Source organism: Isoptericola sp. NPDC057559, assembly GCF_042801555.1.
In the GTDB taxonomy this organism is placed as follows: domain Bacteria; phylum Actinomycetota; class Actinomycetes; order Actinomycetales; family Cellulomonadaceae; genus Isoptericola.
On sequence record NZ_JBHVFQ010000001.1, the window covers coordinates 448,418 to 464,038 of the forward strand.

The 15,621-nt window shown below is 72.3% G+C and carries 16 protein-coding genes and 2 tRNA genes; 9 read left to right on the forward strand and 9 right to left on the reverse strand.

Features of this window, described 5'->3' with window-relative positions; translation table 11 throughout:
- Positions 1-74 precede the first annotated feature (74 nt).
- From ACFU5J_RS01995 to ACFU5J_RS02015, 5 genes are all read left to right on the forward strand, one after another.
- Positions 75-148 (forward strand) — tRNA-Ile (locus tag ACFU5J_RS01995).
- Positions 149-195: 47 nt separating this feature from the next.
- Positions 196-333, forward strand: a complete 138-nt coding sequence (locus ACFU5J_RS02000) for a DLW-39 family protein (protein ID WP_430577635.1) — start codon at positions 196-198, stop codon at positions 331-333.
- Positions 334-366: 33 nt separating this feature from the next.
- Positions 367-439: transfer RNA gene (locus ACFU5J_RS02005), tRNA-Ala, on the forward strand.
- 115 nt (positions 440-554) lie between these two features.
- The gene (locus ACFU5J_RS02010) at positions 555-1,307 is read left to right on the forward strand and encodes an MBL fold metallo-hydrolase (protein WP_430577636.1); all 753 of its coding nucleotides are present in this window, start codon (positions 555-557) and stop codon (positions 1,305-1,307) included.
- A 73-nt stretch (positions 1,308-1,380) separates the two neighbouring features.
- On the forward strand, positions 1,381-1,749 hold the full coding sequence (locus ACFU5J_RS02015) for a YciI family protein (protein ID WP_430577637.1): 369 nt from the start codon (positions 1,381-1,383) through the stop codon (positions 1,747-1,749).
- Positions 1,750-1,785: 36 nt separating this feature from the next.
- Here the strand turns inward: ACFU5J_RS02015 and ACFU5J_RS02020 are convergent, their stop codons facing one another.
- The 3 genes from ACFU5J_RS02020 to ACFU5J_RS02030 form a co-directional block, all read right to left on the reverse strand.
- Positions 1,786-2,001 (reverse strand): helix-turn-helix domain-containing protein, encoded by a 216-nt coding sequence (locus ACFU5J_RS02020; protein ID WP_430577638.1) that lies wholly within the window; start codon positions 1,999-2,001, stop codon positions 1,786-1,788.
- Positions 2,001-2,651: a DUF2975 domain-containing protein gene (locus tag ACFU5J_RS02025; RefSeq protein ID WP_430577639.1), complete on the reverse strand. Its 651-nt coding sequence runs from the start codon at positions 2,649-2,651 to the stop codon at positions 2,001-2,003. The genes ACFU5J_RS02020 and ACFU5J_RS02025 overlap by 1 nt, the downstream gene beginning before the upstream one ends.
- 300 nt (positions 2,652-2,951) lie before the next feature.
- The gene (locus ACFU5J_RS02030) at positions 2,952-3,938 is read right to left on the reverse strand and encodes a hypothetical protein (RefSeq protein ID WP_430573624.1); all 987 of its coding nucleotides are present in this window, start codon (positions 3,936-3,938) and stop codon (positions 2,952-2,954) included.
- A gap of 93 nt (positions 3,939-4,031) precedes the next feature.
- Here ACFU5J_RS02030 and ACFU5J_RS02035 point away from each other — a divergent pair, with 93 nt between their 5' ends.
- Positions 4,032-4,571, forward strand: a complete 540-nt coding sequence (locus ACFU5J_RS02035) for a peptidylprolyl isomerase (RefSeq protein ID WP_430573625.1) — start codon at positions 4,032-4,034, stop codon at positions 4,569-4,571.
- Positions 4,572-4,832: 261 nt separating this feature from the next.
- Positions 4,833-5,621: a rhomboid family intramembrane serine protease gene (locus tag ACFU5J_RS02040; RefSeq protein WP_430573626.1), complete on the forward strand. Its 789-nt coding sequence runs from the start codon at positions 4,833-4,835 to the stop codon at positions 5,619-5,621.
- Between the two features lie 55 nt (positions 5,622-5,676).
- Here the strand turns inward: ACFU5J_RS02040 and ACFU5J_RS02045 are convergent, their stop codons facing one another.
- The gene (locus tag ACFU5J_RS02045) at positions 5,677-5,940 is read right to left on the reverse strand and encodes a cell division protein CrgA (RefSeq protein ID WP_430573627.1); all 264 of its coding nucleotides are present in this window, start codon (positions 5,938-5,940) and stop codon (positions 5,677-5,679) included.
- Positions 5,941-6,075: 135 nt separating this feature from the next.
- Between ACFU5J_RS02045 and ACFU5J_RS02050 the strand changes: the two genes are divergently transcribed.
- The gene (locus tag ACFU5J_RS02050) at positions 6,076-6,807 is read left to right on the forward strand and encodes a DUF881 domain-containing protein (RefSeq protein WP_430573628.1); all 732 of its coding nucleotides are present in this window, start codon (positions 6,076-6,078) and stop codon (positions 6,805-6,807) included.
- Positions 6,808-6,835: 28 nt separating this feature from the next.
- Positions 6,836-7,510 carry an aminodeoxychorismate/anthranilate synthase component II gene (locus ACFU5J_RS02055; protein ID WP_430573629.1) on the forward strand — a complete coding sequence of 225 codons (675 nt, stop codon included), beginning with the start codon at positions 6,836-6,838 and terminating at the stop codon, positions 7,508-7,510.
- Positions 7,511-7,583: 73 nt separating this feature from the next.
- Here the strand turns inward: ACFU5J_RS02055 and pknB are convergent, their stop codons facing one another.
- The 5 genes from pknB to ACFU5J_RS02080 are packed head-to-tail and all read right to left on the reverse strand — an operon-like array spanning position 7,584 to position 15,620.
- Complete coding sequence (gene pknB, locus ACFU5J_RS02060) at positions 7,584-9,602, reverse strand: Stk1 family PASTA domain-containing Ser/Thr kinase (RefSeq protein ID WP_430577640.1); 2,019 nt, start codon at positions 9,600-9,602, stop codon at positions 7,584-7,586.
- Positions 9,603-11,219 carry a protein kinase gene (locus ACFU5J_RS02065; protein ID WP_430577641.1) on the reverse strand — a complete coding sequence of 539 codons (1,617 nt, stop codon included), beginning with the start codon at positions 11,217-11,219 and terminating at the stop codon, positions 9,603-9,605.
- Entirely contained in the window at positions 11,216-12,685 is a 1,470-nt protein-coding gene (locus ACFU5J_RS02070; RefSeq protein WP_430573632.1) for a peptidoglycan D,D-transpeptidase FtsI family protein, read from the reverse strand. The genes ACFU5J_RS02065 and ACFU5J_RS02070 overlap by 4 nt, the downstream gene beginning before the upstream one ends.
- The gene (locus tag ACFU5J_RS02075; protein ID WP_430577642.1) at positions 12,682-14,241 is read right to left on the reverse strand and encodes an FtsW/RodA/SpoVE family cell cycle protein; all 1,560 of its coding nucleotides are present in this window, start codon (positions 14,239-14,241) and stop codon (positions 12,682-12,684) included. The genes ACFU5J_RS02070 and ACFU5J_RS02075 overlap by 4 nt, the downstream gene beginning before the upstream one ends.
- Positions 14,238-15,620, reverse strand: a complete 1,383-nt coding sequence (locus ACFU5J_RS02080; RefSeq protein WP_430577643.1) for a Stp1/IreP family PP2C-type Ser/Thr phosphatase — start codon at positions 15,618-15,620, stop codon at positions 14,238-14,240. The genes ACFU5J_RS02075 and ACFU5J_RS02080 overlap by 4 nt, the downstream gene beginning before the upstream one ends.
- Between the last annotated feature and the right edge of the window lies 1 nt (position 15,621).

Sequence of the window (15,621 nt, forward strand, 5' to 3'; positions counted from 1 at the left end):
GGTCCCGGTTTGGGCCGGGGACTCCCGGTACGGTAATGTTCCGTGCTGCACGCGCTCCTTCTGGGAGCGCGCTCGGGGCTATAGCTCAGACGGTTAGAGCGCTTCCCTGATAAGGAAGAGGTCGGAGGTTCAAGTCCTCCTAGCCCCACTCCAGGCCACAACAGGCCCGGGCCCGACACGCACGGCCTGACGGTCGTGACGAGGAGGCTGATGATGAAGAAGCTGTTCGTCGTCCTGCTCGCGCTCGGCGCGGGCTACCTGGTCTGGCGCCGGCTCAACGAGGACTCGGCAGACCGGGACCTGTGGTCCGAGGTCACCGACACCATCGACTGAGCCTCTCCCCCTTGCCCTGTCCACGGGCTGCTCGGGGCCATGGCGCAATTGGTAGCGCACCTGCTTTGCAAGCAGGGGGTTAGGGGTTCGAGTCCCCTTGGCTCCACCCTCGGCGAACGGCCGCCGACCCGATGTCCTCGGGTCGGCGGCCGTTCGCGCGCCCGGGCACGTCGAGCGGGACGGCGCTGCCGTGGGCGCCGGCCCGCCCTACAGTGGGCGCCGTGCGCCTCGTCGTCGTGGGTTCCTCCGGATCGGTCCCGGGCCCCGACTCGCCGTGCTCCTGCTACCTCGTCGAGGACGACGGGTACCGCCTCCTCCTCGACGTCGGCCCGGGCGCGTTCGGCGCCCTGCAGGCCTACGCGGCCCCGCACGAGATCGACGCGGTCGTGCTCTCCCACGCCCACGGCGACCACTGGGAGGACCTGAAGCACCTCGCCTACGCCCGCACGCACCGGCCGCTGTACCCGGACCCCCTGCCGCCCGTCACGGTCGTCGGGCCGCCGGACCTCCCGGAGGTCGTGCGACAGCTGCCCGACGTGCTCGCCGTCCAGGAGACGACGGAGGGCGCGCTCCGCCTGGGCCCGTTCGACCTGCGCCTGGCCCGGGTGCCCCACACCGACCACAGCTTCGCCGTGCGGGTCGGGGACGCGCTGTGCTACACCGGCGACTCCGCGCCGTGCGTCGCGCTGGAGGAGCTCGCTGCGGGGTGCGAGGTCCTGCTCGCCGAAGCCTCCGGGTTCGACGACGGGCGCGAGGCGGTCGAGGACGGCGCGTGGCAGCACCTCACCGCGGGCGACGCCGGCCGGCTCTCCGCACTCTCCGGGTCGCGGCTGCTCGTGCTCACCCACCTGCGGCCGTGGCACGACCCCGCGGCGCTGCTCGCGGAGGCGGCGGCCCACGCGTCGTGCCCCGTCGTCGTCGCGCGGACCGGGCTGACGGTGGCGCCGTCGACGGCGTCCGCCGGCCGCGGCTGAGCGTCGAACACGCACGGGGCGCAGGGTGGAGGGGATCCGCCGGCCACCATGTCGGCACGACCGAGGAGCCACCATGACGCTGTACCTCCTGTCGGTGCCGCACGACTCCGCCACGGAGCCCACGATGACGTCCATGGACCCCGCGGAGCTGGAGGTCGCCCTCGCGGCGGTCGGGGCCCTCAACGCGGACCTGGAGGCCGCGGGCGCCCTGCGGTTCGCGGGTGGTCTGCACCCGCCGAGCACGGCGACGACGATCGACGGGGCGGTCGACACGCCCACCCGGACGCCCGGTCCGTTCGTGGAGGCAGCGGAGTACCTCGGCGGCCTGTGGGTGATCGAGGCGGACGACGAGGACGCGGCGCTCGAGTGGGGCACCCGCGCTGCCCGGGCGCTGCGGGGCCGGATCGAGGTCCGCGCCTTCCAGGACGTGCCGGAAGCCTGACGCTCCCGAGCACGGCGGGGTGGCGCGGCAGGGGCGTCAGGCGGCGGGTCCGTCGACGTGCTCGAGCAGCTCGCCGGGCTGGCAGTCGAGCTCGCGGCAGACGGCGTCGAGGGTGGCGAGCCGAACCGCCTTGGCCTTGCCGGTCTTGAGGATCGACAGGTTCGCCACGGTGATGCCGACGCGGTCGGCGAGCTCCGTGAGCGTCATCCCGCGCTCGACGAGCATCCGGTCGAGCCGGACGACGATCGGCATCAGACCGTCAGCCTGCGCTCGTCCTCGATCTCCGCGCCGTGCCGGAAGATCTCGGCCACCAGCAGCACCAGGACGCCCAGGGCGACCTGCGCGAGGCTCACGCCGCCGGGGTAGCCCTCCGTGCCCACGGGCTCGAGGACCGGCTCTCCGTACGACGCGAAGTGGAGTCCCCCGACCTGGTGCGCGCCGGTGAAGTGGTCCAACGCCGGGGCCAGCACGGCGGCCGCGATCGTCAGCCAGCCCAGCGCGCGGAGGAGGCGCACGGTCCTGGAGCTGAACGCGTCCCCGGCGGCCGATGCGGCGAGCAGGCGCCACAGCAGGAGCAGCCACGTCGTGATCACGGCTCCGATGACCACCTTCTTGACGACTTGTGCAGCCACCCAGGAGTTCCAGCCTCCCGTCGTGGCGAGGCGCACCTCCCCGGTGAGCATCGCCTCCGTCGGCCGGATGCTCTCCTCCTGGGAGACGACGCCGTCGTGGATGATCTGCTCGCCACCGTCCTGGACGAGCTTGTAGCAGAAGTCCCCGTTGCCCGGGTACTCGTTCGGCAGGAGCCTGCGGATGTCGAACTCCTGGCAGACCGGCGACGCCGTGACGACCTGGACGGCGAGTGCGTCCCGGAAGTGCAGCGGCCCGGCGCTGTAGTCCACCGGGTAGGCCGCCTTCCCGGTGAGTGCGAGGACCCGAACACCCCCGCGGTCACGGCCGTCGCGGCGGCGAGGACGGCGGCGACCAGGGCGGCCCAGCCGCCGATCCGGAACAAGCGTCGCGCCATGACGGTGGTGTCCTCTCGGGCGTCTTCGACCACGGGGCCATATCGAGGCGCGATGATTCCATATCGACTTGCGATATGTCATCACCCTCCGCGGGACGGTGGACATGCCGAAGGCCCCCGCCGTCGGGCGGGGGCCTTCGAGTGCGGTGGGGTGCCGTCCTGTACGGCGTGCGGGTCAGGCCTTGTCGCCTTCGCCCTCACCGGCGTCGTCGTCCTTCTTGGCGGTGGACCGGGTGCGGTTGGTCGCCTTCTTCGCGGCGTCGGTCGCCTTGTCCTTCGCCTTGTCCACAGCCTCGGAGACCTTGTCCCCGACGTCCTCGCCGAGCTCGGCGGCCTTCTCGCCGGCGCGCTCGGCCGCCTCGCGGCCCTTCGCGACCGCGTGGCCGGCGGCCTCGCCCACGGCCTCGGCCGCGTCGCCGACGGCGTGGCGGGCGTCCCGCGCGGCGCCGTCGAAGTCGGGCCGGGACTGCTGCTCCCAGGGCTCGGCCCACGGGTCGTTCTGCGGCTGGGCACGACGCCAGAACGCGTACCCGGCCACGGCCGCACCGGCCAGCGCGAGGAACCAGAAGAGCCCCTTGCCCTTGCCGGAGGACTTCTCGGCCTCCTTGGCGGCCTTCTCGGCGGCGGCCTGGGCCTTCGCCGCCTCCTTGGCGGCCTTCTTCGCGGCCTTCTTGCCCGCGCGGCCGGCCTTCTCGGCGGCGTCGCGCGCGGCGTCGGCCGCCGCCACCCCCGCGGCCCCGGCCGCCGCCCCCGCACGGGTCGCGGCCTCGTTGAAGGCCGTCACCACGCGCGGCAGGTACTCGTCGACGATCTTGTCGTGCGCGGTGTCGACGAGCGGCCCGGCCTTGTCGGCCGCCTTCTCGATCCGCGGGGCGGCGGCGAGCACGCTCTCGCGCCACGCCTTCTCCGCCCGCGGGACGAGCCACTCCAGGAAGTTGTCGACGCGCGGCTCCGCCCAGTCCTTGGCCTGAGAGGCGGCGTCCTTGGCGCCACCGGCGGCCCGGGCGCCGACGTCGACCAGCACGGCGGCGGCCTCCGTCGCGGAGCCCTTGAGCTTCTCGGTGTCGATCTCGTTGACCTTCTCGCTCACCTTGGTGGCGAGCTTCTCGTTGAGGTCCTTGGCACTGTCCTTGACGCTGTCGCCCACGTTCTTTCGCACCATGGACCCACTGTGCCACCAGGTGCCCTGGCCTGCAGCGCTACGCGCGCGCCGCGTCGTGAGAGTCCGGGAGAGGGAGAGTGAGAGGATGAGGGCATGTTCGCAACCCTCCACACCTCCGCCGGTGACATCCGCATCGAGCTGCTGCCGAACCACGCGCCCAAGACCGTCGCGAACTTCGTCGGGCTGGCCAAGGGCACCACGACGTGGACGGACCCGGCCACGGGCGCCGAGCGCAACGACCCCCTGTACGACGGCGTGATCTTCCACCGCGTCATCGACAACTTCATGATCCAGGGCGGTGACCCGCTGGGCACCGGCACCGGTGGCCCCGGCTACACGTTCGAGGACGAGATCCACCCCGAGCTCGTGTTCGACGGCAAGTACATCCTCGCGATGGCGAACGCGGGCAAGCGTCGCAACCCCGTCACGGGCGCCGTCGAGGGCACCAACGGCTCGCAGTTCTTCATCACCACCGGGGCGACGCCCTGGCTCACCGGCAAGCACACCATCTTCGGCAAGGTGGCCGACGACGAGTCGCGCGCCGTCGTCGACGCCATCGGCAGCACCCCGACGCGTCCCGGCGACCGCCCCGTCAACGACATCGTCATCAACAGCGTCACCGTCGAGGACTGAGCAGGCCTCACCGACGCCTGACCGACGCCTGGTCGCCTGGTCACACGGTCGGGGTCGAGAACCTCGTCGCAGTCGCGTTCACGCGCCCCAGGGGCGCTCCACGTCGGGAAAGATACGACTGCGACGAGGTTCTCGACCCCGACCTCTCCCTATCGCCGTTCGGAGGGCCGACCCATCTCCACGACACCCCCCGCCCCGCAGTCCGGGCAGCCCGCCGGGGCGCCGCCTGTGTGCCCGCGGCACCCGGACCGGGTCTCGTACGTGCGCTGCCAGCGCTGCGGCCGGCCCACGTGCCCCGAGTGCCAGCGCCCGGCGGCCGTCGGGATCCAGTGCGTCGACTGCGTCAACCAGGCCGCGCGCGCGGTGCCCAGCACCCGCACGATGTTCGGCGGCACGGTGCGCGGCGGGAAGCCCGTCGTCACGCTCACGATCGTCGGGATCTGCGTGGTGAGCTGGATCCTGCAGCTCGTCACGGGTGGCGAGTGGACCCAGCGGTGGGCGTTCGCCCCGTCGATCGGGCTCTACGAGCCCTGGCGCTTCCTCACGGCCGCGTTCCTGCACTCCACGAGCCCGCTGCACATCCTGTTCAACATGTACGCGCTGTGGCTCGTCGGCCCGTTCCTCGAGCAGGCGTTCGGCCGTGCGCGCTTCGTCACGCTCTACGTGCTGTCCGCGGTCGGTGGATCGGTGGGCTACCTGCTCCTCGCTGCTCCTGTGGAGGGCGGTGGCTGGAACACCGCCGTCGTCGGGGCCTCGGGGGCCGTCTTCGGCCTCTTCGGCGCGATCATCCCCGTGCTGCGTCGCACCGGGCGCAGCGCCGGACAGATCGTCGCCCTCATCGCCATCAACATGGCGATCCCGTTCTTCGTCGGCGGCATCGCGTGGCAGGCCCACCTGGGCGGCCTCGCCGTCGGACTCGCGCTGGGTGCGGGGTTCGCCTTCGCGCCGCGCGAGCGGCAGGCGCTCGTGGCATGGCTGCTCCCCGCCGGCGTGGCCGTCGTCCTCGTCGCCGCGACCCTGTGGAAGTACTCCTCGGTGGGCTGGCTCTAGCGTTCGCCCACAGGGTTATCCACAGGTGTGGAACGAACTACACCCGTGGAAGACGTCAGCGCCAGCGCGTGGTGAGCCCGAAGCCGCCGATGATCAGCACGAAGCCGACCGCGAGGTTCCATCCCTTGAGCGCCGGGATCGGCAGCCCCAGCCCCGGAGCGGTCAGGTAGTACAGGACGATCCACGCGAGGCCGACGATCATCAGGCCGAGCATCGTGGGCACGAGCCAGGGCGGGTTGCCCTGCGCCTTCGCCTTCGCGGGGGTCGCGGCCTGCTCGGCCGGGGCGCTCTTCTTCTTGCGGGACTTCGACTCGGGCACGGGGTGGGCTCCTGTCCGGACGGGCGGGTGCGGCGGTCGGAGGCCGGATGCCTGACACCGCCGGTGATTCTGTCGACTAGCGTAGTCGTCAGCAGGCTCGAGAAGGACAGCCGGGGACTGAAGGTGTGTGCCGCGATGAACCGTCGACTGCGCGCGAGCGCGACCGTCGCGTGCGTCCTTGCCGCGTCCGGGCTCCTCTTCACGGCCAGCGCCCAGCTCGCGGACACCAAGGACGGGCGCGACCCGCAGGACCTGGCCGAGCTCGTCACGACGGAGTCGGACCGGGTCACCGACCTCACGGACCGGATGAACGAGCTCGAGGCGGAGATCGACGACCTCGGGAAGAAGGCGGGCGCCGACCTGCCCACCCGCAGCCTCTCCCTCGTCGCCGACGAGTCCGTGGTGACGGGTGCGCTGCCCGTCTCCGGCTCCGGGGTCCGGGTGTCGCTCGACGACGCGCCGGCCTCCAGCCAGTCCATCGCGGGCGCCAGGCCCGACGACCTCGTGGTGCACCAGCAGGACGTGCAGCACGTCATCAACGCCCTGTGGGCGGGCGGCGCCGAGGCCATGACGCTGCAGGGCGAGCGGGTCACGGCGACGTCGGCGTTCCGCTGCTCCGGCAACATCCTGCTGCTGCACGGCAAGGTGTTCTCGCCGCCGTACGTCATCGAGGCCGTCGGCGACCCGAAGGCGCTCCGGGAGTCCCTCGACAAGGACCCGGGCGTGGCGATCTACCAGCAGTACGTCGACTGGGTCGCCCTCGGGTGGTCGGTCAAGGAGGCCGGCTCGCTGGACCTGCCCGCGTACACCGGCAGCTCCGAGATGAAGTACGCCTCGGTCCCCGAGGGCACGGACGTGTTCTCGTGACCATCCCGACCCGCACGAGGAGCCCCCGTTGAAGAGCACCCCCGCCGCGCCGCGCATCCTCGTGGTCGACAACTACGACTCGTTCGTCTACACGATCGTCGGCTACCTCGACCAGCTCGGGGCGCGCACCGTCGTCGTGCGCAACGACGCCGTCCCCGAGCCCGACGCCGACGGCGTCTTCCACGACGAGGACGGCACGCCGTTCGACGGCGTGCTCGTCTCCCCCGGACCGGGCACCCCCAAGGAGGCCGGGGCGTCGGAGGACGTCATCCGCGCCTGTGCGCGCTCGCGCACCCCGATGCTCGGGGTCTGCCTGGGGCACCAGGCCCTCGCCGAGGTCTACGGCGCCACGGTCGCCCACGCGCCGGAGCTCATGCACGGCAAGACCAGCCTGGTGGAGCACGACGGGGAGGGCGTCCTGGACGGCCTCGCCTCGCCGTTCACGGCCACGCGCTACCACTCGCTCGCGGTGCTGCCCGAGACGGTGCCCGCCGAGCTCGAGGTGACCGGCGCGACCGCGAGCGGCGTCGTCATGGGCCTGCAGCACCGCGACCTGCCGCTGCACGGCGTGCAGTTCCACCCCGAGTCCGTGCTGACCGAGGGCGGCCACCGCCTGCTCGCCAACTGGCTCGCCGTGTGCGGCGACGCCGGCGCGGTCGAGCGCTCCCGCGGCATGGCGCCGCTGGTCCACACCGCCGGCTGACGCGAACGCCGGTCGCGACCCGAAGGTCACGACCGGCGTCCGTCACGGACTGCCGAGCCGGGAGACGGCGAGGTCAGTCGTTCCCGCCCAGGAGGTCGCCCAGACCGCCGTCTTCGCCGTCGGTCGGGGTGTCCGTGGGCGTGGGCTCGTCGGTGCCGCCCGCCTCGGGGCCGGTCGACACGACGATCCCCACGTGGGAGTCGACGTCCAGCTCCGTGCCCGCGGGCTTCTCCTGGGAGATCACGAAGCCGACGGGCACGTCTGCCGACGGGGCGAACGTCGTGTCGGGCTGGAGCTGCGAGTCGCCCATGAGGTTCTGGGCCTCCTCGGCGCTCTTGCCCACGACGTCGGGCACCGTGGTCTTCTCCGGCGCCTTCTCCTTGGCGATCACGATCGCGACCGTGCTGCGCTGCTGGACAGAACCCGGGTTCGGGGTCTGGCTGATGACCGTCCCCGGGGTCTTGTCGCTCTCCTCGGTACTGCTCTGCGAGCTGAGGTTGAGCTTCGAGAGCGCGTCCTTGGCTTCCTTCTCGGTCTTGCCGATGAGGTTCGGCACGTCGACCTGACCCGTGGAGGTCACGATGTCGACGGTGTCGCCCTCGCTGACCGCCTGGCCCTTGCCCGGCTTGGAGCTGATGACGAGGTCCTTCTCCACCGTCGCGCTGTTGCTCTGGCTCACGTCACCGAGCACGAGCTTGAGCTCGGTGAGCTTCGCCTCGGCCTCGGACTCAGTGAGGCCGGCGAGCTCGGGCACGGCCACCGTGTCCGGCCCCGCGGAGAACGTCACCGTGACGACGGTGTCGCGCTCCACCGAGGTGCCGCCATCCGGGTCCTGACCGAGGAAGGTGTTCTCCGGCTCGGTGGACTCGGTGTCCATCTCCTGCGCGTACTTCAGGCCCGCCTGGGTGATCTGCTGCTCCGCCTCGGCCGGCGTGATCGTGTCCGACAGGGGCGGCACGGTGACCATGTCCTTGCCGGCGGAGTTGATGACGATGAGCGTGATGATCGTGGCCAGCGCGATCGCGCCGATCGCGATCAGCGTCCACATGAGCCCCTTGCGGCTCTTCTTCTCCTCCTCGGGGGGCTCGCCGCCCGCCGCGGTCTGCACGGCGGTGGCGCCCCACGGCGTGGACCCGGCCGGGTCCATCACCTGGGTGGCGCCGCCCTGGCCCAGCACCTGCGTGGCGGCGGCCCCGGCGGCGGCCGCGCCGATCAGCGGCGCGGTGACGTCGCCGCCGCGCAGCGCGGTCTCGAGGTCCGAGCGGAACTCCGCGGCCGTCGAGTAGCGGGCGTCGCGGTCCTTGGCCAGGGACTTGAGGACGATGCGGTCCAGCACCTCGGGCACGTCGGACGCGAGCTCGCTGGGGCGCTGCGGCGCCTGCCCGACGTGCTGGTACGCCACGGCCACCGGGGAGTCGCCCATGAACGGCGGGCGGCCGGTGAGCAGCTCGAAGAGGAGGCAGCCCGTGGAGTAGATGTCGCTCCGGGCGTCCACGGTCTCGCCGCGGGCCTGCTCGGGCGACAGGTACTGCGCCGTGCCGATGACGGCGTGGGTCTGCGTCATCGTCGCCGCGGAGTCCGCCATCGCGCGCGCGATGCCGAAGTCCATCACCTTGACCGCGCCCGTGGGCGTGATCATCACGTTGGCGGGCTTGATGTCGCGGTGCACGATCCCGGCCTGGTGCGAGTACTCGAGCGCGCTGAGCACGCCCGCCGTGATCTCGATAGCCTCCTCGATCGGCACGGCTGCGCCGTCCTGGAGGATGTCGCGGACCGTGTGGCCCTCGACGTACTCCATGACGATGAAGGGTATGGGCACCGTGGCACCCTGCGGGTCCGTGAAGGCGTCCTCGCCCGTGTCGTACACGGCCACGATGGCGGGGTGGTTCAGCGCCGCCGCGGACTGCGCCTCGCGGCGGAAACGGGCCAGGAACGACGGGTCGCGCGCGAGATCGGACCGCAGCACCTTGATCGCGACGGTGCGGCCGAGGCGCGTGTCGTGCCCGATGTGCACCTCGGCCATGCCGCCGCGGCCGATGAGCTCACCGACCTCGTACCGGCCCGCGAGTACCCGGGGCGTGTTGTCCACCACTCAGTCGTCCTTTTTGGTCATGGCCGCACGCGCGGCGCGCGGCGTGTCTCGGAGCATCATCCCAGAGTCGGGACGGACGCCCGCGCGAACGGTCGTCGGGCACGGCGACGTGTCGCCGGCGGTGCCCGATGTCGTGCCCGGCGCGTCGCGCAGCGCCGCGCGTCGAGCCTCAGGGCGGGTCGAGAGGGGCGCCGGCCGGCCGCCGGTCAGCGCGAGGGCGGGGCCGAGGAGCACCGCCGCGGCCTGGCCGTCCGCACCCGCCGCCATCGCCTGGACCATGGTGGCGATCAGCAGCACCACCAGCAGACCGAGCAGCGCGAGCAGCGGCCACGACAGCCGCCCGAGCGGGCCGAACCGCTGGCCCGTGGACGTCGACGTGCGGCGCGCCTCCCGCTCCGGCGGGGACGCGGGGCGGGCCGCTCCCGAGCGGCTTCGGGTCGCGGCGGGAGCCGACGGGGTGCTGCGGACCGCGGGGCGGCGTGCGTCGTGCGTCCCGGCGCGCACGTCGCGGCGCGAGGGAAAGGCGCGCACGACGTCGTCCGCGCTCGGGGTCACGGGAGCGGGCTCCGGCCGGTGCTCGGGCGCCGTGGCGCGGTCCGCCGTCGCGTGCGCGTCGTCGGACGGCGTCACCGACGCCCACGAGACGGGCAGGGCGGTGGACGGAGGAGTGGCGGGGGTGCTGGGCCGCGGCGCGGGTGCCGCGTGCGCGGGGACGGACCGGGCGGGTCGCGCCCCCTGGCGGGAGGCCGCGGCGACACGGCGGGCCGACCGGGAACGCGCTCCCAGCGGGTCCTCCGCGATCTCCCGGGCGAGGGCCTCGAGCTCTCCCGCGAGGGCGGCTGCGGACTCCGGCCGGCGCGACGGGTCCTTCTCGAGCATGCGGCCGATGACGTCCGTGAGCCCGGGGTGCACGTGCGTGGGCAGCGCGGGCACGGGCGCGTTGACGTGCGCGACCGCGATGTCGACCGGCGTCGACCCCGTGAAGGGTCGCTTGCCCGCGGTGGCCTCGTACGCGACGACACCGAGGGCGTACAGGTCGGAGGCCGCCGTCGCCGGCTGCCCCACCGCCTGCTCGGGCGACAGGTACTGGGCGGTGCCCATGACCATGCCCGTGGCCGTCATCGGCGCCTGGTTGGCCGCCAGGGACACACCGAAGTCGGTGATCTTCACGCTGCCGCCGTGCTCCAGCAGGATGTTGCCGGGCTTGACGTCGCGGTGCACGACCTTCGCCAGGTGCGCGTGGTGCAGTCCCCGCGCCGTCGCGGCGAGGATCGGCAGCAGCTTGCGGGGCGCGACGACCGGCTCGCGCTCCAGCAGGTCGGCCAGCGGCTCCCCGAGCACGAGCTCCATGACGAGGTAGCCTGCGCCGTCCTGCTCGCCGTAGTCGTACATCTGGGCGATGTTGGGGTGCGACAGGGCGGCGCTGTTACGCGCCTCCGTGCGCAGGCGGCGCAGGAAGTCCTCGTTGCCCGTGTACTCCTCGCGGAGCACCTTCACCGCGACCTCGCGGCCCAGGTAGCCGTCGTCGGCCACCCAGACCTCGCCCATGCCGCCCACGGCGATCTGGCGCGTCAGCCGGTACCGCTCGCCCAGCGCGAGCCCGGTGCTCGGCCTCATCCGTTCAGCACCGCCTCGATGACGGCCTTGGCGATCGGCGCCGCCACACGACCACCGGTGGCCTCCGAGCCCATGGAACCGCCGTTCTCCACGATCACGGCCACCGCGACCTTCGGGTCGTCGGCGGGCGCGAACCCGGTGAACCACGCGTGCGGCTTCGTCTTCGTCGTGTCGCCGTGCTGGGCGGTGCCGGTCTTGCCGGCCACCTTGACGCCGGAGATCTGGGCGGCGGTGCCGGAGCCGCTGTCGACGACGCCCACCATCATGTCCGTGAGCTGGTCGGCGGTGGACTTCGAGACGGACTGCTCCAGCTTGTGCGGCGACGTCTGCTGCACGACCTCGAGCTGCGGGTCGCGGATGGTGTCCACGGAGTACGGCTGCATCATCGTGCCGCCGTTGGCGATCGTGGCAGAGATCATCGCGACCTGCAGCGGCGTGGCCACGTTGCTCCACTGCCCGATGGCGCTGTACGCCTCGAACGGAGGCGCCCAGGCCGGGTCGTCCGGGGCAGGGAAGACGCTCTTCGCGGTGTCGAACGGGATCTCGAACGGCGAGTTGTAGCCGAACTGGTTGGCCTGGTCGTACATCGCCTCGTTGCCCAGCTTGACGCCGAGCTCCGCGAAGGCCGTGTTGCAGGAGATCCGGAGGGCGTCCGCGAGGGACATCTTTCCGGTGGGCGAGCAGGCCTCGCCGCCGTAGTTCGGGATCGCCTTCTCGGTGCCGGGCGGGGTGTAGGTCACCGGCGCGTCGATCTGGGTGTCCTTCGTGTAGTCGCCGGACTCCAGGGCGGTGGCGGCCGTCACCAGCTTGAACGTGGACCCCGGCGGGTACGCCTCGGCCGTGGCGCGGCTCAGCAGCGGCTTGTCCTCGGCGCTGGCGAGCTCCTCGTACGCGTCGTTGGCCTTCTTCGTGTCGTGCGTCGCGAGGTCGTTCGGGTCGAACGACGGCTTGGACACCAGGGCGAGGATCTTGCCCGTGGACGGCTCGACGGCCACCACGGCGCCGCGCTGGTCACCGAGGGCGTCCCATGCGGCCTTCTGAGCCTTCGCGTCGATCGTGAGCTCGACGGACGAGCCCTCGGGGTCGCGGCCGGTGAGCAGGTTCTGCAGCCGGTCCATCCACAGGGCGTCGGCCTGCCCGTTGAGGAAGTCGTTCTCCGTGGACTCGATCTTCGACTTGCCGCTGACCAGGGAGAAGTAGCCCGTCAGAGGGGAGTACAGCGGTCCGTTCGCGTACTTGCGCTGGTAGCCGTACGGGTCGTCGATCGGGGTCGACGAGGCGATGGCGTCGCCGTCGACGACGATCGGGCCGCGCGCGTTGCCGTACTCGGCGTAGATGGCACGCACGTTGCGCGGGTCGTTGTTGAGCTCGTCCGCGTGGAAGAACTGGATCCACGTGGTCGACACCATGAGCGCCAGGAACATGACCATGACGACGCCCGCCAGCCGACGCAGGGTCGTGTTCACTGCTGCTCACCTCCTCGGGTGTCGCGGTACGGATCGATGGTCTGGGTCGCGTCCGCCGGGGTCGACCCGCGCGACGGCGCGTCGGAGGCCGACCGCCGGACCGGGGTGCCCGCGGCGGGGGTGCCGGTGCCGGACCGGGCGTCGTCGAACGCGCCGACGACGATCGGGTCGTGCATCGCGCCGCCCTGCGAGACCGTGCCTCGCATCGGCAGGGCGGACGGGCGCCGGGCGTTGTCGGAGATACGCAGGAGCAGGGCGATGACGATCCAGTTGGCCAGCAGCGACGACCCGCCCTGCGCCATGAACGGCAGCGTCAGGCCGGTCAGCGGGATGATGCGCGTGATGCCGCCGACGACGACGAACAGCTGCAGCGCCATGACGAACGCGAGGCCGCCGGCGAGCAGCTTGCCGAAACCGTCGCGGACGGCGACCGCCGTCCTCAGGCCGCGCTGCACGATGAGCAGGTACGCCATGAGGATCGCGAGCAGGCCCGTGAGGCCCAGCTCCTCGCCCAGGGACGAGTAGATGAAGTCGGAGAACGCGTACGGCACCTTGTAGGGGTACCCCTCGCCCCAACCGGTGCCGAACAGGCCGCCGGCCGCCATCGCGAACGTGCCCTGCACGATCTGGTACGACGACCCCGACGCGTAGAGATCGGCGTCGAACGGGTGCAGCCACACGTCCATGCGGGCCGCGACGTGCGAGAACATGCTCGTCGCGAGCACCGCGCCCGCCGCGAACAGCACGAGGCCGATGAGCACCCAGCTGAAGCGCTCGGTGGCGAGGTACAGCATCGCGACGAACAGGCCGAAGAAGAGCAGGGACGTGCCGAGGTCGCGCTCGAAGACGAGCACGCCGAGCGAGGCCGCCCACACGATGATGATCGGGCCGAGGTCGCGGATGCGCGGCAGCTGGAGCCCGAGCACCTTCTTGCCCGCGAGGGCCAGGGTGTCGCGGTTGGCGACCAGGTAGCCGGCGAAGAAGATGGCGAACGCGATCTTCGCGAACTCGGCGGGCTGCACGGAGAAGCCGATGTTGATCCAGATCCGCGCGCCGTTGATCTCGCGGCCGATGCCCGGGACCAGCGGAAGCACGACCAGCACCAGGCCGACCAGCATGGCCGTGTACGTGAGCCGCCGCATCCAGCGGTGGTCGCGCAGGAACCAGACGATGAGGATCGCGATGACCGCGCCCAGCGCGGTGTACATCATCTGCGCCCAGGCGTTCGCGCCCTTCATGCCCGCGAGCTCGAGGCGCAGGATCATCGCGAGACCCAGCCCGTTGAGCAGCACGACCGCGGGCAGGATCACCTGGTCGGCCCACGGCGCGCGGACGCGCAGGACGACGTGCGCGGCGAGCGCGACGGCGACGAACAGGATGCTGACCGGCCAGAACTCGGTGGGCAGCGAGCCCGTGACGCTGCGGCCGACCATGGCGAACGCCGCGATCCCGGCGGTGAGCGCGAGGATCAGCAGGAACAGCTCGGCCAGGCGTGCCGGCCGTCGCTCCGTGGACTCGACGGTGCGCGCGGAGGATGTGTCGACGGCGGCGCTCACCCCTTCGACCCCCCGTCGGCCTTGGTGTCCTTCGCCTTCGTCGGGGTGGTGCTGGGGGTCGGCGTGCTCTTCGGCGTCGTCGACGGGGTGGGGGTGGGGGTAGGCGTGGGCTCGGGGGCGGCCTCGGCGATGAGCCGGTCCGCACGCTCGCGCGCCTCGGCCTCCGACGACGCCCGGATGGACCCGTCGAGGCGTTCGGCCCAGTAGTCGGGCAGGTCGGAGACCGGCGTGCCGGTGAGCTCCACGGGCGTCGACAGGGTGATGGGGCCGGCGCTGGCCGGGATGCCCTGGAAGACGGCGACCTCGCCGTCGGCCACCCCGACGTAGTACTGCTGCTGCGTCCAGCCGTACGCCCACCACAGGCCGTACCCGACACCGCCGAGGACGACCAGCAGCACGAGGACCGTGATCCAGGGGCGCGGCTTCCGCCGCGGGCGCGCGTCGGCGTCGTCCGCCTCGTCGTCCGGGTCCTCGTCGTCGGGGTCGATCGCGTCCGTGGGGGCAGGGTCCTCCGCGGGGGCCTCCGCCGGGGTCGCGAGGACCTCGGGAAGCTCGCCGGTGGCGGCGGCGCCCACGACTTGCGGCACGGTGCTGGCCGCGGGCGGCGCGGTGGTCGCGCCGGCGGCGCTCTCCTCCGGCTCCGGGGCGGCCTCGTCGTCGACGACGTCCGCGACGATGACGGTGATGTTGTCGGTGCTCCCCGCCGTCATGGACAGCGTGATGAGCAGGTCGGCGGCCTCGTCGGGCGAGGGGGTCTCGGTGAGGACCTCGGCCATCTGGTCGGGCGTGACGAAGCCGGACAGGCCGTCGGAGCAGAGCAGCCACCGGTCGCCGGCGCGCGCCTCACGGACGGACATGTCGGGGGTCAGGTCGACGTCGAAGTCGCCCAGCACCCGCATGACGACGTTGCGCTGCGGGTGGTGCTCCGCCTCCTCCGGCGAGATACGGCCGGTGTCGACGAGGTGCTGCACGAACGTGTGGTCCACAGTGACCTGCGTGAAGCGGCCCTCGCGCAGCAGGTACGCGCGCGAGTCGCCGAGGTGGGCCATGACCAGCGTGGTGCCGGTGTGCAGCAGGGCCGTGACGGTGGTGCCCATGCCGACCAGCTCGGGGTCGGCGTCGCTGGCGCGCACCAGGTCCTGCCGGGCGCGCTCCACGGTGTGCTCGAGGTCGGTGAGCGCCTCCTCGGGGCCGTGCTCGGTGCGGTCGAGCGGAGCGAGCGCGGCGATCGCGAGGCGCGACGCGACGTCGCCGCCCGCGTGGCCGCCCATGCCGTCGGCCACGACCAGCAGGTGCGGCCCGGCGTAGGCGGAGTCCTGGTTGTTGGACCGCACGAGCCCGACGTCGGACCGCGCGGCGTAGCGCAGGGTGAGGGTCACG